Here is an 18,255-nt window from a genome sequence, read left to right on the forward strand (position 1 = left end):
ATGATTCTTAATCAACTCTCATAGGTGAAATGATCCCTGACCATAGCAAAAAGCTGGTTTTGGGTCATTTTATTGGCGTCTTTCATGATTATTCTTGTGCCTTGGAATTTCTTATTGTTATTGATCTGTTTGAAAAACTGGTTTTTTGTAATTCCTGGACCAATCAATAACAACTCTTTAATTCCTACCACCTTTTCTTCCAGTTCATTGAAGTATTTTTTCAATTGATTTTCTTCAATGTTATTCCTCTTTTTTTCATTGTTAAAAGAACCTACTTGAGCATTCATAAATTGAGTCTTATCGCTGGTTTCGCCTTCATAGCGAACGTGGCTTTCGATTGGGGATTCAATTTCTTCTACAGTACATGGATGGTTTTCAAAGAAACCAATCAAAGTAGCATGGCTTTGATCTATCCATATTCCTGCCTTTTTGGGATGTTGAGTTTCCATGGTTATTGGGTTTTTTAGATAATTTTTCCCATTGAAATCCCATCACTGCAATGGTCAATGGGAACTAATCACTTTCTCATGTTTTCTCAAAAATCCCAGAGTTTCCTCATCGGTCAGATTTGAAAACCTCTGATATCCTTGAGACACCGCCCGGAAGTCTTCCGGAATCTCTAAAATCAAGACCTCATCTGCCATCTTTTTCAGTTGTAATTCAGCTTCCCTACCTGATATGGGAGCTGCTACAATGAGTTTTTTGGGATGCTGTTTTTTACATAATTCCAAGGTTGTAAAGAGGGTAGATCCGGTTGCAATTCCGTCATCAACCACGATGACTGTCCTATCATTAAGTTGGGGAATGGGTTCACCCTTTCTTAGCAATTGAACCCTTCTCTTGATTTCTTCCAACGCTTTATTTTTGATTTCCTCCAATTCCAAAGAGCTGATTTCTGAATTGACCCAAGGAGAGAGATATAAACTTCCATCTTCCGCCAAAGCACCAATTGCAAATTCAGGATTTAATGGATAGCCAAGTTTTTTTGAAATGACAGGGACTAATTCTGCATGCAATTCTTCGGCAACATAGAAGGCCGTTTCTATTCCTCCCCTTGGAATACCAATGATGATCGGATGTTCACCTTGATATTTTTTAAGTGACTTTCCGAGCTTAATTCCGGCATCTTTTCTATCCTCAAACATTTTGGCAGGATTTGGAATGCACTTTTTCCGAGTTTGACTTACCTGCTTCTCTAATCACCTGAAAAATCCAATTCATAGATTCTTCAGCTACTTCTTCAAGCTTTCCTGGTTCTTCAAAAAGATGCCCAGCTCCTGATATTATTTTCAAATTATTTCCTTCAGGAAAATGCTTGTAACAAGCCTGATTTAAACGCAAAACTTCTTGATCCAAGCTACCCACTATCCATAGCATAGGGCATTTCACCTCAGGAATATGATCCACCGCATAATCCAATCTTCCTCCTCTTGAGATTACTCCGCTGATTTTCTTTTTTAATTTTCCGGCTGCTGCTACAGCTACTGCTGCACCTGTGCTTCCCCCAAAGTAAAAGATAGGGAGCGAGGCTATTTTTGAATTTGATTTTATTGATCGGGTTAACTCAATTAGCCGATCTGTTAAGCTTGGAAGGTGGAAGTCTCCAGTTTCTTGTTCAATGGGAGTATTAAGGTCAAAAAGTAAATTGGCAATTCCATTTTTATTGAAAAACTGAGAAATGCAGTTATTCCTGGGACTGAATCTACCACTCCCACTTCCATGTACAAATAGTACCAAGGCTTTCGGCAGATTGGGGAGAAATAAATCTCCTTCGCGGTATTTTCCACCAATTTTCAACTGACACAACTCCTTCATAAATTGGTTATTTAAGCAATTGAAGGAAGTCAAAATCAATGACTTAAAAAATGATTTTGGTCACATAAGGAGCTGCTTTCTGCCTGATAAAAACAGAGAAATGTTCTCTGAAATTATGGATAGGTGTTTTTTTAGAGAGTTCCGAAAAAGCTATTCTTTCCACTTAATCTGTTTGAAAACTAATTGGTGGTAATTATCCCTTTCATACAAAATCCCCAAAGTCTTGTCATCTATATTGACTAGGTCAGAATAAGCTGTCCAAGGAAGTTTTTTGGACTCTGAGGTGAAATCCACTGGAATCACATGGTCCCAGGTTTTGCCTTCGTCATAGCTAAGTTTTATTGTTAGGTAATTTCTTTCTTCAGTGTCAGCCGCGTTTGAATGTGCGAGGATGGTATTTCCATTTTCCTCGCCAATCGCCAAAATCGAAGCCTGGCAAACTGGATCGGGAAGCTGCTCTTCGAAGTATTCCTCATCCCAGGTTTTTCCTCCATCTGAGGAGAAGGCTAAGATTCTTTGCCTAATGTTTCCTCTTTGATTTCTGGTGCTCATGATCATTCTACCTCCAGAAAGCTCAGCTGCTATGGATTCATTTGAGCCGGGAAATCGAATTGATTCTGATAGCCAAAAGGTTTTTCCCTGATCATCTGTAAAAAATCCATGGGCCAGATATTCGGAGAAATTCTCCTGCGGTGGACCCACTGAATGATTGGCAGCCACAAAGATTCTTCCTTTGAAAGGACCTTGCTGAAACTGAAAAGCATGGCCGGGAGTATTGGCATAATGTCTCCAATCTTCAGGATTGGTGTAGGAGGGGTTGAAATCAGGATTATTGGGTTTGTGAACTTGCAGGGTGATATTAAGAGGCTGCTCCCAAGTTTTTCCCAGATCGAAAGACTTCATCATCCATGCCTCACGAACACCCCGGTTCATTCGGATATCAAATTCGTGGTTATTTCCCGTATTGTAGAAAAGATAAACGACGCCCTGAGGATATTCAGGATCAAAAAGATCCACCACCGGAGCTGGATTTCCAGCTTGAAGGCTGTCATAATCCACCAATGTTTGAATGGGAGACCAGGTAAAACCTCCATCCAAACTTCGCTTCATCACCAAATTGACGTCTCCAAAATCATCACTTCCATTTACTCTTCCTTCTGCAAAAGCTAATAAATCTCCATTGGGAAGGGAAATGATAGCTGGAATCCTATAAATGGCATGTCCTTCCTTTCCTGCCTCAAAGACGATTGTTTCCTGAGCCAGAACAAGATTTTGGAAAAAAAGAGCAAAAATGAAAATTAAGAATCGGGTCACTACTAGGCTATTTTGGGTACCAAAAAGTAGGGATTTTTTGGTTTTAGCCTAGGATTTCCAAGTCACTTTTGTTTCAATTTTCTCTAAAATATCTCATCAAAGTATATTCTGGCTGCCACTGATCTGGCTTTCTTTTCAGGGTATCCGGATTGTACGCCATGGGTTTAATCACCTTTGCTGTAAATGAAACTGTATCTCCAACCTGGGCTTGGGATTCCAAAAGCAGGGAGATCATTTTTTCCTTTTGAACCTGAAATGCACTGTCTTCTACAAGATTATGGAGTTCGTCTGGATCATTTTCCAGATCAAAAAGTTGAGAATAATCCCGTTCTGGATAGCGAATAAACTTCCATTTCTTATCCCGAATTGCACGCACGGTATGTCTATAGGCAGTAAACATTACTTCTCGGACAGATTCCTGCTCACCTTTTAAAACAGGAACCAGACTTTTTCCCTCCAGATTTTCCTTTTTCGGCAATCCAGCTAGTTCTGCCAAGGTAGGATAGAGGTCATGGATATATGCGAAGGCGTCGAATTCCTTTCCTTTTGGTACTCCAGGTCCTTGAATGATCAGAGGAATGCGCATGCTATGTTCATAGAGATTTTGCTTTCCCAAAAGTCCATGACTTCCCACTGCCAAGCCATTGTCAGCGGCATAGACAATGATGGTGTTTTCATACTTACCGGACTCTTTCAGAGCCTGAATGATTTTTGCTATTTGACTATCCAAGTGTGTAACCAAAGCATAATAATCCGAGAGAATCATCTGGATCACTTCCTGTTTTCTGGGCCAGCCTGTGAGGTTTTCATCACGAACTGTCAGTTGGTCAAACTGAAATGGATGAAATGGCATGTAATTTTTTGGCAAAGGGATAGAACCGTCAAGATAGCGATTGATGTAACTGGCTTCCGGAGAGTAAGGGTCATGAGGTACAGTAAAAGCCACATAGCAGAAAAAAGGCTTTGCTGAATCCTTTTGCGACTGAATAAACTCGATGGCAGATTGGGCAAAAACCTCAGTGGAATAGCCTTTTTGAGTTGGTTCTCCTAATTTTCCATCGGCCCCAAAATCCCTCAATGGAAGATCGTAATGGTTGGCCATGCCACCTAAATAGACATTTTTGGCTTGCTGGAAACTAGCTTCGAAAGCTTCCTTCTCATTATGCCATTTCCCTGTTCCAAAAGTGGTATATCCAGCTTGGGCAAAGTCCATAGTCATGGTATTTACCCCCTGAAGCTTATCGTAAACCCGAAAAAGATTTTGCCCACTAAAAAGCATAGCCCGGCTTGCCATGCAGATGGCTCCGTGATTTCCTCCCATCACATAGGCATGGGTAAATCGACTCCCATCTTTCGCCAATTGGTCTAAAGTAGGTGTTTGGATATAAGGGTTACCAGAAATCCCCAAAGCATCTGCACGCTGATCATCGGCAAATAGGAAAAGGACATTTGGAGCTTGAGGAGTTTCTTTTTCCTTACAAGCCCATGACCCAACTAAGAGGAGAAATAATGCTAGTTTCTTCATATCAATAGGTTTTACCTAAGTCATTGGTCTGAACTTCTTTAATTTTTTGGGCCAATAATGCCTTCATGGCTTCTACCTGAGGTTTATAAAAGTCCACTAGAGCTAGATTTTGAAACTGACCGGGGTCTTGGTACATGTCAAAAAGTTCAACTCCTTCTTCCCCGTTTTTCCCATATTGGATATAGGCCCATTGCTCGGTTCGAATCAAAAAAGTCTCTCCTCCCTGAGTGACAGAAAAAGCGAACTCTCTGACCTTTTTCTTTGGATCATTCAAAATAGGCTTAAGACTTTTTCCTTGTAAGGCATTTGGTATTTCATGTCCTGTCATTTCCAATAGAGTGGGATAGAGGTCGACGAGTTCAGCAAAAGAGTCGCTTGATCCCGGAGAAATTCCAGGGGCTTTAATAATCAAGGGAACCTTTACTGATTCTTCTTTCAGGGATACTTTCATCCAAAAATCATGTTCCCCCAAATGAAATCCGTGATCAGAAGTGAAAATCACAATCGTGCTTTTTTCCAATCCCTCTTTTTTCAAGGCGTTTAAAATCTTTCCAACCTGCGCATCCATAAATGATACCGAAGCATAGTATCCGGCAATTGCCTTTTGCTTTTGCTCATAGCTCATTTCTGAATTTTGGGTGGTCACGTAATTGATGCCTTTTTTTGGAATGTCATCCCAATCTCCTTCCACGATGGCTGGTGGCACTATTTTCTGCCAGGGATAAGTTTGAAAGTAATTCTCTGGAGTCACAAAAGGCACATGTGGCCTGACTAAGCCAACAGCCAAAAAAAAGGGTTGATCCTTATGTTTCTGGATCAGTTCGATTGCTTTTTCAGCAGTTTTTCCATCCGATTGTGCCAAATCTCCTCCTTCGGACTGGACGATGGTCATGACGTTTCCCCCCTTTCGTTCTATACTTCCATCTGGATTGTTTTGTGCCAATTCGGCTTTTCCAGGAGATGTCCATTCAGGTCCTTGGGAGTTGAATCGCTCAGTCCATGAAGCAGGATCATCGGTACCATCACTTCCAGTTTCAATATCAATGGGTACACCCATGTGGAAGATTTTACTCACTCGTGCGGTGTAGTAGCCTTTGGATTTAAAAAACTCAGCCAAGGATTTTCTAAAATCTCCTACATTTTCTCGTCCACTGATATAGCCATAGGTTTCTGTAGCGCTTGGATAATAGCCAAACATGAAAGAAGCTCTTGAAGGCCCACAAACTGGATATTGGGAATAGGCTTTTTTAAACACTACTCCCTCTGAAGCTAACTGGTCGATATGGGGAGTATTTACGATTTGATTTCCATAAGCTCCCAGCGCATTAGCGGTAAGGTCGTCCGAAATAATCAGCAGGATATTAGGTTTCTCAGTTTGAGAAATAGCCGAAAAGGAAAGAAAGAGAAGAAAACCGGCTAGGACAATTCTCATGGAGTCTGATTTTTTGAAAGGGAAGATAATCCTATTTCCGACTTTTTGAAAAAATCCTGGCGATCCTAATGGGTAAAGAGTTCGCGGAAAAAGGCATTTTAATTTTTATTTGGATTTTTTCTAAATAAAGATTGACTCGAAAAGGTTTTGCTTTTATGTTTGCATCGTTATTTGAAATAAGTCTAAATAAATACAGCGATGCGATTCATTTATAGTCTTTTGGTACTTGGTTTATTATTGTCGACAGAGGCGATTGCCCAAAAGAATTTACTCCGAGGAAAGGTAACTGACGAAAACAATCTGCCTATTCAAGGCGCTTCCGTTCTGCTTGGCGGTACAGTTAGAGGTGTTCAGACTGATTTGGAAGGGAAGTATGAGTTGAAAGACTTTCCAGCCGGAGAATACAAATTAGTAATTAGCCTGGTTGGTTTTGGAACATTGGAAAAAGGGTTCTCCATAGGTGAAAAAGAAACCAAAACCTTAGATATTATCCTTCAGGAAGAAGAATTCCAATTGGCTGAATTCAGAGTTTCGGCAAGTCGAGGCATTTTATCTCAAAGCAATATGCCAGAGGTCAGTGATTTTCAGATCAATGCAGGAAAGAAGAATGAAGTAATCAAGCTGGCTGAAATCAACGCCAACCTGGCGATGAATAATAGCCGCCAGATTTTTGGCAGAACTCCTGGTATTTCTATCTGGGAAAATGATGGTTCAGGAATTCAGTTGGGCGTTGCCTCTCGGGGTTTGAGTCCCAATCGTTCTTGGGAATTCAATGTAAGAATGAATGGGTATGACATCACTCCTGATCCTATGGGCTATCCAGAGGCATATTTCACACCTCCAATGGAAGTGGTGGAGGAAATCCAAATTATCCGAGGAGCTTCTTCTCTACAATATGGGCCTCAGTTTGGTGGCTTGATGAATTTTGTCTTGAGAAAGCCAGATAAGTCCACCCGATTTACCGCAGAGAGTTTGAATACTTTCGGTAGCAATGGACTTTTTAGCTCGTTCAATTACGTGGGTGGTACAGAAGGAAAGTGGAATTATACCGCTTACTATCAAAAGAGAAGAGGTGATGGCTGGAGAGAAAACGGATTTTTCAATACCGATCACGCACACGTTGAAGTCAACTATGCCGCCAGCAATCGACTTAAGCTCGGCTATGAAATGACCTACATGACTACTGAAACCCAGCAACCTGGAGGTCTAACTGACGCTCAGTTTGAGGAAAATTCTCAGCAAAGCTCAAGAAGCAGAAATTGGTTTAATACTCCATGGTTTATTCCTTCTTTGTCTGCAGAATATTTAATCTCTCCAAATACAAAATTGAGTTGGAAGGCATTCGGAACTTTTGCCGAGCGGAATTCTGTAGGTTTTATGAGGCCGATCAACCAAGAAGATGATTTTGGTAATAGACAAGTCGACAGAGATTTTTATACTACCTATGGTTCAGAATTGAGGCTTCAGCACAATTATGAGCTTTTTAGTCAGGAGCAGACCTTGATGAGTGGATTGAGATATTTCAATGGAACCATCGATAGAAAACAGTTAGGAACTGGAACAACAGAATCGGATATGGATTTCTCTGTGGCTGATGGTGACTACAGAAGAAAGTTAGATTACAACAACATCAATTTTGCAGCCTTTGCTGAAAATGTCTTCCGATTCAATGAGAATCTTTTGTTCACTGCCGGATTGAGATTGGAAAACATCCAATCGAATATGGAAGGACAGTTGAATGTAAGCAATGGAACTCCACAGCTTTTGAATCCTGAAACGAGATCCAGAACATTTGCCTTGCTGGGTTTAGGTGCCGAATATCACTTGGGTAAAAACACAGAGTTTTATTCCAACTTCTCTCAGGCCTATAGACCAGTTTTGATTTCTGACTTGACTCCTCCTGCCACCACCGATGTGATTGATCAAAATCTACAGGATGCTAGAGGATATAATTTCGACTTTGGCTATAGAGGTAAAATCGGAACCTATTTCAATTTTGATGTGAGTTATTTCTTCCTGAATTATGATAACCGAATCGGGACCATAGCTCAGGCAAATCCAGATGGATCGATCTATAATTTCCGAACAAATTTGGGAAGATCAGTTAGCCAGGGATTTGAAGGGTATGTGGAATTTGACCCAATCACTGCCTTCTTCGAAAGTTCAAGATTTGGATACCTTCACCTTTTTGCGTCAGTAGCTTTGGTTGATGCTACCTACAGGGATTTTGAAGTGACTTCAGTAAGTAACGGAGAAATTACCGTACGAAACTTAGAAGGGAATCAAGTAGAAAATGCTCCCAAAAGAATCAACCGATTTGGAGCAACCTATAGCTTGGGCAAGTTTTCCATGACTTGGCAATTGAGTGACATTGGAGAAGCTTTCTCTGATGCCTCAAACACTGTAACTCCAAATGCAGCAGCTACAGTTGGTTTGATTCCAGCATATCAAGTTCAGGATCTTTCAGCCAGTTGGAAAGTTTGGAAGCAACATACCCTGAAAGCCGGGGTGAATAACTTGACTGACGAAAGATATTTCACCAGAAGAGCAGGAGGGTACCCAGGTCCTGGAATTATGCCGGCTGATGGAAGAACCTTCTATTTTACTTTGGGTCTAAAATTCTAAAAATAAACAGGTGGGTAAAGAAAAGCCGCTTTCTAACGGAAGCGGTTTTTTCTTTTTATGGAATAATTCTTTGAGTGGCAGGTTCACTTGCCTAAACTTTTTTACTTTAGATAAACTCACTTTACCCACCATCCTATGAAGCTTGTTTTTAGAAAAGCATTAGTTGCACTTTCATTACTTGCTTTGGCTTCCTGCAAGCAAGAGACCCCTCCGCCATCTAGGCCCAATATCGTCTTTATCATGTCTGACGATCATGCCTATCAGGCCATTTCTGCCTACAGCAATCATCTGATTGAGACTCCGAATATCGACCGGATAGCCAAAATGGGGATGCTTTTCACCAATGCAACGGTGACCAATTCCATTTGTGCTCCTAGCCGGGCGACGATTTTGACTGGGAAGCATTCCCACCTTAATGGAAAAGTCGACAACCATTTTCCTTTTGATACTACCAATGTGACCTTTCCCCAGCTTTTTCATGATGCAGGTTACCAGACTGCCATGTTTGGAAAGTTGCATTTTGGAAATAATCCCAAGGGTTTTGACCAATTCAAAATCTTACCTGCTCAAGGAGTTTATTACAATCCCGTTTTCATCACCAAAAATGAAGGGGAGATTACGGTTCCGGGATACACGACGGATATCATCACCGATATGACTTTGGATTGGCTGGAAAAGGAAAGGGATAAAGAAAAGCCTTTCCTTCTCATGTATCTCCATAAGGCTCCGCACAGGGAATGGCTTCCTGCTGAGCGACATTTGGAAGAATTCACCCAACGAACTTTCCCTGAGCCATCCACTCTTTTTGATGATTATTCCGGAAGAGGAAGAGCGGCCAAGGAGGCTGAAATGAATCTTCTCAAGCACATGAACTGGGCTGGCGATTCCAAATTATATCCAGAAGTCATGGATGAATTGGGGATTCCAGATGCTTCTGGATGGGATAAGGCGGCTTTTCAAAGAGAGGTAGGAAGATTGGATTCCTCACAGCGAGCCAATTGGGATAAATATTATCGTCCGATCAATGAAGCGTTCAAGAAATCCTATGCTTCCATGTCTGAGGAGGACCTTATGCGCTGGAGATACCAGCGCTACATGCAGGATTACCTGGGTACAATCAAAGCGGTTGATGAAAATGTCGGTCGGGTTTTGGATTATTTGGAAGCAAATAACTTGATGGAAAACACCATCATTGTTTACACCTCGGATCAGGGATTTTATTTGGGAGAGCATGGCTGGTTTGACAAGCGATTTGTCTATGATGAAAGTTTTAAAACACCGCTATTGGTAGCTTGGCCTGGAAAAGTTAAGGCTGGTACAAAGAACAATGAAATGGTCCAGAACCTGGATTTTGCTCAGACCTTTTTAGAGGCTGCGGGGATTCCGGCTCCAACAGATATGCAGGGAGAGAGTCTAATTCCTCTATTGACAGGAAATACCGAAAAATGGACCCGGGATGCGGTTTACTACCATTACTATGAGTATCCATCAGTCCATATGGTAAAGCGCCATTATGCAATTGTGACCAAGGAATACAAACTGACCCATTATTATTTTGATACCGACGAATGGGAATTGATAGACCGAATGAAGGATCCTCAGGAATTGAAAAATGTTTATGATGATCCTGCTTATGCTGAGATTAGGGCTGAATTGCATGAAAAACTGGATGGACTCCGAAAAAAGTATGGGGATAACTCAGAAATCTCTCAGCGCTATCTGGATGAATATTTGGATCACTTGGAAAAGACCAGACAGTTTGGGGGAGCCAATAAAGAAGTCACAGAGAAGATTCTTGAAAACAGGAAAAAATAGGCGTCATTTCCTTGTTTTTACTTCAATAACCTAAGCACTAATCTATGAAGATCATTCAATGGACTCTAATCTGGCTGTTTTCAGGATTGGTTTTGATTTCCTGTAGACAAGAAGAACCAAAGTCAGAAAGGCCAAATATCATTTTCATCATGTCGGATGATCATGCCTATCAGGCCATTTCTGCTTATGATAATAAGCTGATTGAAACCCCAAATATTGATCGGATAGCCAAAATGGGAATGCTCTTCACCAATGCTTCGGTGACTAATTCCATTTGTGCTCCTTCTAGAGCCACTATATTGACAGGGAAGCATTCACATATGAATGGGAAAATTGATAATTATTTCCCCTTTGATACCACCAATGTGACATTTCCACAGCTTTTTCAGGCTGCTGGATACCAAACTGCCATGTTTGGCAAGCTTCATTTTGGCAACAATCCCAAAGGATTTGACCAATTCAAAATATTACCCGGGCAAGGCTCCTATTACAATCCTGACTTTATCACCAAGAATGAAGGAAATGTGAAAATTGAAGGGTATGTCACAGATATCATCACGGATATGGTTTTGGAATGGCTGGATAAGGAAAGGAAGAAAGAAGATCCTTTTTTGCTTTTCTATTTGCATAAAGCCCCGCACAGAAACTGGATGGTAGCTGAGCGGCATATGGAGGAATTTACTTCCAAAATTTCCCCTGAGCCTGCCACACTTTTTGATGATTATTCAGGAAGGACAAAAGCCGCAGGTGAAGCGGAAATGAATATCCTCAAGCACATGGGTTGGTCTGGTGACAACAAGCTTTATCCTTATGTGCTCAAGCAATTGGGAATTGCAGATGTCGGCGGATATGACACCTCTCGTTTCATTGGTCAGATGAATCGTTTTACTCCCTCCCAAGCGGAAAGCTTCAATAAATACTACAATCCCATCAGCGAGGAATTTATCAAGGCCTATCCAAGCATGAGCGAAGAGGATAAGATGCGTTGGAAATATCAGCGATACATGCAGGACTATTTGGGTACAATCAGGGCTGTAGATGAAAATGTAGGAAGGTTGTTGGATTACTTGGAGGCCAATAATTTGATGGAAAATACCATCATCGTCTACACTTCTGACCAAGGGTTTTACTTAGGAGAGCATGGTTGGTATGACAAGCGATTTGTCTATGATGAATCCTTCAAAACTCCTCTTTTGGTTTCTTGGCCCGGAAAAGTGGCCCCAGGATCCAAGTCTGATGAATTGGTTCAAAATCTAGATTTTGCCCAGACGTTTTTGGAGGCTGCGGGAATTCCGGCTCCATCAGATATGCAAGGTGAAAGTATAATTCCTTTGCTCACCGGAAATACCGAGAAGTGGACTCGAGATGCGGTCTACTACCATTATTATGAATACCCTGCGGAACATATGGTCAACAGGCATTATGCTATTGTGACCAAGGATTACAAGCTAATCCATTACTATTTCATAGAGGATGAATGGGAGTTGATTGATCGGAAAAAAGACCCTATGGAACTCAAAAATGTATATGATGATCCAGTCTACTCAGAAATAAGGGCTGATCTCCATAAGAGGTTGGATGCATTGAGAGAAAAGTATCAGGATAATACAGCTACAAGTGAAAAGTATATAAATCAAATCTTGGATGATCCTGAAACGAGAAAGGTTTTTGGGATAAGTCCTGAACAAGCAGCCGAAATCAAGAAGAAGAGAAATAAAAACTAAACTAGATCAAAGAGCAACCCGGAAATAAAAAGCCGGGTTTTCTCGTTTTACCCTAGGTCGGATAATCTGGTTTCTCCCTTAATTACCTCCACTGCTAAGAGTTTTAAGCTTTTGGATGTAAGCATTCGTTCTAGGTCTTGCCTAACCTTCACTATCTCAAAATGAAGAGGGCAGGGGTTCTTTTCCGAGCATTTGGGGAGTCCGAGTGAGCATCCTGAAAACAAGCTTTCTCCATCCATTACTTTTACGACATCTTTTAATGTAACCTTTGCATGGGTTTCATCTACATAAAATCCTCCATTTGGCCCCTTAATTGAGCCGATCAGGTTTGCCTTTGCAAGGTTTTGTAAGATTTTCGCAGTAAATGGAGTTGGAGCACCAATGGTTGGTCCTATTTCTTTTGCACCGACAATTCGATCTTCTAGACTTTGTGTCCAAATGAAAATAATGGATTTGATGGCATATTTTGAAGCCTGAGAAAACATAAGAGACTGTTTTGTCTGAAATATAGGCCCAAAATAAGCAAAAGAAAAAGTTAAGGATCATCGATCCCTAACTTTCCAATTAAGAAAACCATAATAATTTGAAATCTTCTTTATTGAGGAATTAATACTTGATCTACCACATGGATAATCCCATTTGAGGCTTGAACAGTACCGATGATTTTAGCTCCATTGATGCTGACAGTCCCATCTTCTGCTACCATTATAGCGACGGATCTACCATCTGCAGTGCCTAAATTTCGGCCATTGACAAAGTCTTCAGATTTGTAAACACCCAATAAAACATGGTATTCTAAAATATCACGGAGTTTTCTTTGGTTTTCAGGTTTTACTAAGTCCTCCACAGTCCCCGCGGGCAATGCATCAAAAGCTGCATTTGTAGGGGCAAAAACAGTAAATGGACCCACATTGGTTAACGCGTCCACGTAATCTGCAGCTTTTAAGGCTGCCACCAAAGTAGAATGATCTGAAGAACCAACTGCTACTTGGACAATGTTAGGATTTGATACGTCATCTTGGACTGCAGATTGCCCGAGACCAGGGGCTATTCCGGCTGTACTTGAGCTTGACGTGTCAGTTGACTGGGTTCCGCACGATAATACAAGCAAAGCCCAAAAGACAATAAGGGGATAAAGCAACTTTTTCATAATCTGGATATGTGGGGTTAATATTAAGATTTACTTGTCGGTTATTATTTTTGGTTTTGAATGTATTGAATCCGATATCAAATTTATTTTAATAAAAATAAAAGACAAATAAATCCTTTATTATTTTTTTAGACATTGAAAATTTTTCAGTTTAAGCGGGATTCTTAGCTTTGCTACTGTCCTTTACAGGATGTTTAATTTGTCTAAAGGAGTTTTTTATCGGTTTTGGGTATGCATATCAATATGAAATTTTGGAAAAAACTAAATGCAGACGAGCGGCTTCTAAGAGTTCAATCAGCATTAAAGGATAATGTGGATTTTTCAAAAGATGCTAGTTTGGGTTATCCAGCTTCACGTTTGGATGAACGGGTTTTTTCCAACGAGTCTCTTTTTCTAAGAGAAATGCCAGTTCTGAGTACTTTTATAGCCAATCCAAATCATATTGGTTGTCATACCTATGGAACATCTGAATATGCTTTCAAAGGAACCCAGGCAATTGAGCGGGAGGTGCTGAATATGATTGCAGTGGATTTGTTTAAAATTCAGGAAGGAGAATTTGACGGATATATTTCACCTGGAGGTACTGAGGCAAATGCCCAGGCTTTGTGGATTTACCGAAATGAATTCATGAAGAAGTTTGGCGCTAAACTAGACCAAATTGCAATTCTTTCTTCTGAGGATACCCATTATTCTATCCCCAAAGCCGCTAATTTGTTGATGCTGGGTTGGATAAAAATTCCTGTCCAGTTTCAGACTAGAGAGCTTACTGATGAACAGGTCAGACATGCTATAAAACAGGCCTTGTCAGAAGGAAAAAAATATTTCATTGTGGTATCTAATATGGGTACTACCATGTTTGGTTCTGTGGATGACCCCAAAATCTTTACTAGGATCCTCAAAGAATATCAGCTCCCATACAGATTACATATAGATGGGGCCTATGGAGGATTTGTTTATCCTTTTGGTGATTTTGAAAATGAAATCAACTTTACTAATCCAGATATTTCATCTATTACCATAGATGCCCACAAAATGCTTCAAGCGCCTTATGGAACCGGGATTTTTGTTTGTCGAAAAGGATTGATTGATAATGTTTTAACGACTGAAGCTAAGTATGTGGAAGGGATGGACTTGACCTTATGTGGTAGTCGATCTGGTGCAAATGCAGTTGCCGTTTGGACAATTCTGACTACTTATGGTCCTCATAAATGGTTTGAAAAGATTTCTGTGTTGAAGATGCGTACTAATTGGCTTTGTAAGCATTTGGAAGAATTGAAAATCCCATACTTTAGAGAGCCTGAAATGAATCTAGTAACTCTTCGATCCGAGGCAATTCCCAAAAAGGTTGCCGAAAAATATACCTTGGTTCCCCAGACTCATGACGAATCCAACCAATGGTATAAAATCGTATTGATGGATCATGTAGAGATAGAACATCTGAAAGATTTCATTCAGGACTTAGTAAAATCAAAAAGCTTAAGCTCCCAATAATGGTCAATATCACCCCCAAAAGTTCCACACTTAGAAAAGCCGTTGCGCAGGCGATAGTGAAGGTAAGTTTACCAGAAACTATCTTGGCCATCCGGAATCATACGGTTCCCAAAGGTGATGTTTTGGAATGTGCACGAGTTGCGGGTTTGTTTGCTGCAAAGAGGACAGCGGATATGATTCCTGATTGTCATCCCCTCCCGATAGAATTCACTTCGGTGAACTATGAGGTGGGAGATATGGAGATTAAAATCCTAGTGGAGATCCATACGATTTATAAGACCGGTGTGGAAGTAGAGGCAATGCATGCAGCGTCGGTTGTAGCGCTTACTATGTATGACATGCTTAAGCCAATCGATAAGGGAGTATCAATCGAACAAATAAAGTTGCTTGAAAAAAGAGGAGGGAAGTCCGACCGGCAGGGAAATCTAGGTAAAGAAATTAAGGCGATTGTGGTAGTTTGTTCCGATTCTATTTCAGCAGGAAAAGGCGAAGATCGTGCCGGCGAAGTGATCCGTGAAAAACTGGAAAATCATGGAGTAAAAGTTTTGGAAAAATTGATCATCCCGGATGACCGGGATCAAATCCAGGTAGTTGCAAAAAATGCTTCAAAGGATGGAGTTGATTTATTGATATTCACTGGTGGAACGGGGCTTTCGCCGCGTGATGTTACACCCGAAGCGCTAGAAGAAATTTTAGATCGAAGGATTTCCGGAATCGAAGAAGCCATTCGCACCTATGGACAGCAGCGTACGCCGTATGCTATGCTATCTCGCTCCATTGCCGGGCTGATCGGAGAGACCTTAGTACTTGGTCTTCCCGGATCGACCAATGGGGCATCGGAGTCCATGGATGCAGTGTTTCCTTCTGTTCTCCACATCTTCAAAGTGATGGAGGGTGCGAGGCACGATTGAGAAATGTGTTTGAAAGGGAAAAAACGGCTGTTTTATAATTGCTGTTTGTCAAATTGAGCGAAATCGAAGTGCGATTGAATCAACTGCATTTCGACTCCGCTCAGGAAGACACTAATTTGCCTTTTGAGATATTCTCGTATTAAATGATCAAGGAAACTTAAAGCTCACCATCACAAAGTAATTTCTCCCAGGTGCATACATCGGAGTTTTGTCCGCGCCGATAGGTCTGCTAAGATGCTCGTAATAGGTCTCATCAAAGATATTTTGGACACCACCTTTGACCAGAAGTATTTTTCCGATAGGATACCTGACATCCAGATCTAGCAAAGTGAAGCCTGGAGTGCTTCCCTCTCCAAATGCCTCAGAAACCCGCTCTTGAGCAATGACATGCCTTAGGTTGATACCTGTTTGAAGTTTCCTATCAAGAAACTGTCCCAAGATTCCATACCTCAAATCCAAAGGAGCGATTTCGGGAAGTGGAGCATCTAGCACCAAATCCTGTCCATAGGTGTACGCAAGGCCAAGTGAGTGACTGAGATTGCCGGTCAGTTGCTGCTTGAAGTTTATTTCAATCCCAGTTTTCACCGCTTTATCCACATTCACATATTGCCTTACACCAGGACTTGTCGCCAAGCGTGGCTTTAGATTTGTTTTGACGGAGGAGATATAGTCGGTCAAATATGATCCGAATAGAGTGAGTTCCAGGGAGATTTTTTCACGGCCATATCCTAGCACAAGATCCAGCTCATTATTGGTTTCCGGCTTGATCTGAGGATCTCCGATGAGTTCCCATGGATCCATACCCACTGCCAAATAATTGATGTATCGCTCCAAAAGACTTCCACTTCTCCGGACACTTGCGGCCCAGATTCCGAGGCTGAATACTTTGCCCAAGTCTCGCTGTGCTCCAATGCTGATACCCGGGTTTAGCTGGGTATCTCCCATTTCAGGATGAAGTTGGATAAACTCTTCTGCAGGATTATTTGCGATAGCTTCATTTATTTCCAATCTTCCGGAAGCAGTGATTACAGTACCTCCTAAAGGGAATAGATAGTTTGCAAAAAAGCCCGTCTTACTAATCTGGGAATCCTGCCAGATATTATCATAGAATACTTTTCCGGCCATTGGCCCCATGGTTATCACTCTAGTCCGGGTTCCGTCAGCAGATTCTTCTTTGTAATCTACTCCTGCGTAAAGTTTTCCTTGGGCAAACTTCCACTCTCCTTCACTTCGGAATCCCCAGTTTTGGGTGATGGCTGGTGTGCTCGCATCCATCATCCTTGGTTCCCGGAGGAGGTTGTCCATGAGATGATCGACTTTGGTGAAATAGACTGAGTTGGTCCATTGAGCTAGCGATTTGCCAGAGAAAACCCGGGTATGCTTCAGACTTCCCATCCAGGTGTCATCGTTGCGGAGATCCATACCCAGAGACGGGAAATCTACGTTCCGTGCAAAATTTCGATTGACAGTGAACTGGACGAGGTCTCGATTGGTCGCTTGAAAATCAGCATAGATTCCCAAAGTTCCTCTTTTGAAATTGGCAGGAACAGGATTTCCGTCCCCGTCGAGGTAGTCACTCCCCACAGAATAGCTTCCTAGGACGCCGATATCATAGTTTGAGCCTTGGAAACCTATCCGAGCATCATTTCTCCAGACATCACCATTGGTTTCAAACATTGATGAAACCCGTCCATAGATCCCCGGGTAAGAAGTGAAATTGGGCGTTTCCTGAATGTAGTTGATTGTGCCACCGAGACCTATGCCATACCGGAGTGCATGGGGGCCTTTGAGGATTTCCACTTCACGGATTCGATTGAGTGCGATTTGGGAAGTAGGAGGGTCCATGCGGTTGGGACAGGCAGCATTGGCAGATTGGAGGCCATTGACAACGATATTGAGTTGGTCGTACTTGAATCCACGCATGACCGGATCAAAACCAAAACTGCTGCTTTTGCGGATTCCGGAGACGACAGGATCCAGTCCGAGAATTGCCCCGGCATCGTGGTGAAGGCGCTCCTGATCCGAGATGAGAATTTTTTTGTCTTTTTCCTCGGACATTTTCAGGGAAATGACTGATACCGGTTGCAGCCCATGGAGCTGCTCTTGACGGGAAATTAACCCTGAGTTTGCAGCTTCGGCTACCTCTTTGGGGTCGAGAGTCCAGCTGCCATAGCTTAGATGGCTGAGATAGAGCCATGTTTCTCCATCTATGAGAAGCGTGATTTGACCATTTTCGTCAGAGACTCCTCTTTGAAATCCATACCGATAGGTCACGCCGGGAATACTTTCCTGGGATTCAGAGTCTTTGATTTGTAAGTTTTTTGTTTGCTGCGCAAAAGCAGAAGAAAGGGTATAAAGTACCAGGGCAAGGGCAAAAATCATCCCTACAGCTGGCTTGATGAGCTTTTTCATGATTATGATTTTGGTAAACAATTGGGACAAAAAGTCCTAAA

At 41.6% G+C, this 18,255-nt stretch carries 14 protein-coding genes; 5 read left to right on the plus strand and 9 right to left on the minus strand.

The genetic code is table 11. The features are described 5' to 3' along the window. Positions 1-11: 11 nt before the first annotated feature. The 6 genes from DFQ04_RS13060 to DFQ04_RS13085 all read right to left on the minus strand — a co-directional run bounded on the left by DFQ04_RS13060 (position 12) and on the right by DFQ04_RS13085 (position 6,086). Positions 12-449, minus strand: a complete 438-nt coding sequence (locus DFQ04_RS13060; protein WP_133556549.1) for a hypothetical protein — start codon at positions 447-449, stop codon at positions 12-14. Between the two features lie 54 nt (positions 450-503). Further along, a complete protein-coding gene (locus DFQ04_RS13065) occupies positions 504-1,145 on the minus strand; it encodes a phosphoribosyltransferase (protein ID WP_133556551.1) in 642 nt (213 codons plus the stop codon). Continuing rightward, a complete protein-coding gene (locus tag DFQ04_RS13070) occupies positions 1,138-1,815 on the minus strand; it encodes an alpha/beta family hydrolase (protein WP_208110535.1) in 678 nt (225 codons plus the stop codon). Before DFQ04_RS13070 ends, DFQ04_RS13065 begins: the two co-directional genes overlap by 8 nt. Before the next feature lie 150 nt (positions 1,816-1,965). Continuing rightward, positions 1,966-3,129, minus strand: coding sequence for a sialidase family protein (locus DFQ04_RS13075; protein WP_243739687.1), 1,164 nt, complete (start codon positions 3,127-3,129; stop codon positions 1,966-1,968). A gap of 73 nt (positions 3,130-3,202) precedes the next feature. Beyond that, on the minus strand, positions 3,203-4,654 hold the full coding sequence (locus DFQ04_RS13080; RefSeq protein WP_133556553.1) for a sulfatase-like hydrolase/transferase: 1,452 nt from the start codon (positions 4,652-4,654) through the stop codon (positions 3,203-3,205). A gap of 1 nt (position 4,655) precedes the next feature. Continuing rightward, positions 4,656-6,086, minus strand: a complete 1,431-nt coding sequence (locus tag DFQ04_RS13085) for a sulfatase (protein ID WP_133556555.1) — start codon at positions 6,084-6,086, stop codon at positions 4,656-4,658. Positions 6,087-6,284: 198 nt separating this feature from the next. Here DFQ04_RS13085 and DFQ04_RS13090 point away from each other — a divergent pair, with 198 nt between their 5' ends. From DFQ04_RS13090 to DFQ04_RS13100, 3 genes are all read left to right on the plus strand, one after another. Beyond that, entirely contained in the window at positions 6,285-8,711 is a 2,427-nt protein-coding gene (locus DFQ04_RS13090) for a TonB-dependent receptor (protein ID WP_133556557.1), read from the plus strand. A 135-nt stretch (positions 8,712-8,846) separates the two neighbouring features. Beyond that, on the plus strand, positions 8,847-10,526 hold the full coding sequence (locus tag DFQ04_RS13095) for a sulfatase family protein (RefSeq protein ID WP_133556559.1): 1,680 nt from the start codon (positions 8,847-8,849) through the stop codon (positions 10,524-10,526). A gap of 44 nt (positions 10,527-10,570) precedes the next feature. Next, a complete protein-coding gene (locus DFQ04_RS13100; RefSeq protein ID WP_133556561.1) occupies positions 10,571-12,250 on the plus strand; it encodes a sulfatase family protein in 1,680 nt (559 codons plus the stop codon). 47 nt (positions 12,251-12,297) lie between these two features. Here DFQ04_RS13100 and DFQ04_RS13105 read toward each other — a convergent pair whose 3' ends face one another. Then, positions 12,298-12,735: an RrF2 family transcriptional regulator gene (locus DFQ04_RS13105; protein WP_133556563.1), complete on the minus strand. Its 438-nt coding sequence runs from the start codon at positions 12,733-12,735 to the stop codon at positions 12,298-12,300. 110 nt (positions 12,736-12,845) lie between these two features. Next, positions 12,846-13,400, minus strand: a complete 555-nt coding sequence (locus tag DFQ04_RS13110; protein WP_133556565.1) for a fasciclin domain-containing protein — start codon at positions 13,398-13,400, stop codon at positions 12,846-12,848. A 243-nt stretch (positions 13,401-13,643) separates the two neighbouring features. Between DFQ04_RS13110 and DFQ04_RS13115 the strand changes: the two genes are divergently transcribed. Together DFQ04_RS13115 and moaCB are read left to right on the plus strand one after the other, a co-directional pair. After that, entirely contained in the window at positions 13,644-14,891 is a 1,248-nt protein-coding gene (locus DFQ04_RS13115) for a pyridoxal phosphate-dependent decarboxylase family protein (RefSeq protein ID WP_133556567.1), read from the plus strand. Further along, positions 14,891-15,802: a bifunctional molybdenum cofactor biosynthesis protein MoaC/MoaB gene (gene moaCB / locus DFQ04_RS13120; RefSeq protein WP_133556569.1), complete on the plus strand. Its 912-nt coding sequence runs from the start codon at positions 14,891-14,893 to the stop codon at positions 15,800-15,802. The genes DFQ04_RS13115 and moaCB overlap by 1 nt, the downstream gene beginning before the upstream one ends. Positions 15,803-15,949: 147 nt before the next feature. Here moaCB and DFQ04_RS13125 read toward each other — a convergent pair whose 3' ends face one another. Continuing rightward, a complete protein-coding gene (locus DFQ04_RS13125; protein ID WP_133556571.1) occupies positions 15,950-18,214 on the minus strand; it encodes a TonB-dependent receptor domain-containing protein in 2,265 nt (754 codons plus the stop codon). Positions 18,215-18,255 lie beyond the last annotated feature (41 nt).

The organism is Algoriphagus boseongensis (genome assembly GCF_004362805.1).
Lineage (GTDB): Bacteria > Bacteroidota > Bacteroidia > Cytophagales > Cyclobacteriaceae > Algoriphagus > Algoriphagus boseongensis.

Bases quoted from the DNA above. Each gene is read 5' to 3' on its own strand.
- DFQ04_RS13070 (WP_208110535.1), bottom strand. From the start codon at position 1,815: ATGAAGGAGTTGTGTCAGTTGAAAATTGGTGGAAAATACCGCGAAGGA.
- DFQ04_RS13065 (WP_133556551.1), bottom strand. From the start codon at position 1,145: ATGTTTGAGGATAGAAAAGATGCCGGAATTAAGCTCGGAAAGTCACTT.
- DFQ04_RS13110 (WP_133556565.1), bottom strand. From the start codon at position 13,400: ATGAAAAAGTTGCTTTATCCCCTTATTGTCTTTTGGGCTTTGCTTGTA.
- DFQ04_RS13100 (WP_133556561.1), top strand. From the start codon at position 10,571: ATGAAGATCATTCAATGGACTCTAATCTGGCTGTTTTCAGGATTGGTT.
- moaCB (WP_133556569.1), top strand. From the start codon at position 14,891: ATGGTCAATATCACCCCCAAAAGTTCCACACTTAGAAAAGCCGTTGCG.
- DFQ04_RS13125 (WP_133556571.1), bottom strand. From the start codon at position 18,214: ATGAAAAAGCTCATCAAGCCAGCTGTAGGGATGATTTTTGCCCTTGCC.
- DFQ04_RS13105 (WP_133556563.1), bottom strand. From the start codon at position 12,735: ATGTTTTCTCAGGCTTCAAAATATGCCATCAAATCCATTATTTTCATT.
- DFQ04_RS13115 (WP_133556567.1), top strand. From the start codon at position 13,644: ATGAAATTTTGGAAAAAACTAAATGCAGACGAGCGGCTTCTAAGAGTT.
- DFQ04_RS13060 (WP_133556549.1), bottom strand. From the start codon at position 449: ATGGAAACTCAACATCCCAAAAAGGCAGGAATATGGATAGATCAAAGC.
- DFQ04_RS13085 (WP_133556555.1), bottom strand. From the start codon at position 6,086: ATGAGAATTGTCCTAGCCGGTTTTCTTCTCTTTCTTTCCTTTTCGGCT.
- DFQ04_RS13090 (WP_133556557.1), top strand. From the start codon at position 6,285: ATGCGATTCATTTATAGTCTTTTGGTACTTGGTTTATTATTGTCGACA.
- DFQ04_RS13095 (WP_133556559.1), top strand. From the start codon at position 8,847: ATGAAGCTTGTTTTTAGAAAAGCATTAGTTGCACTTTCATTACTTGCT.
- DFQ04_RS13080 (WP_133556553.1), bottom strand. From the start codon at position 4,654: ATGAAGAAACTAGCATTATTTCTCCTCTTAGTTGGGTCATGGGCTTGT.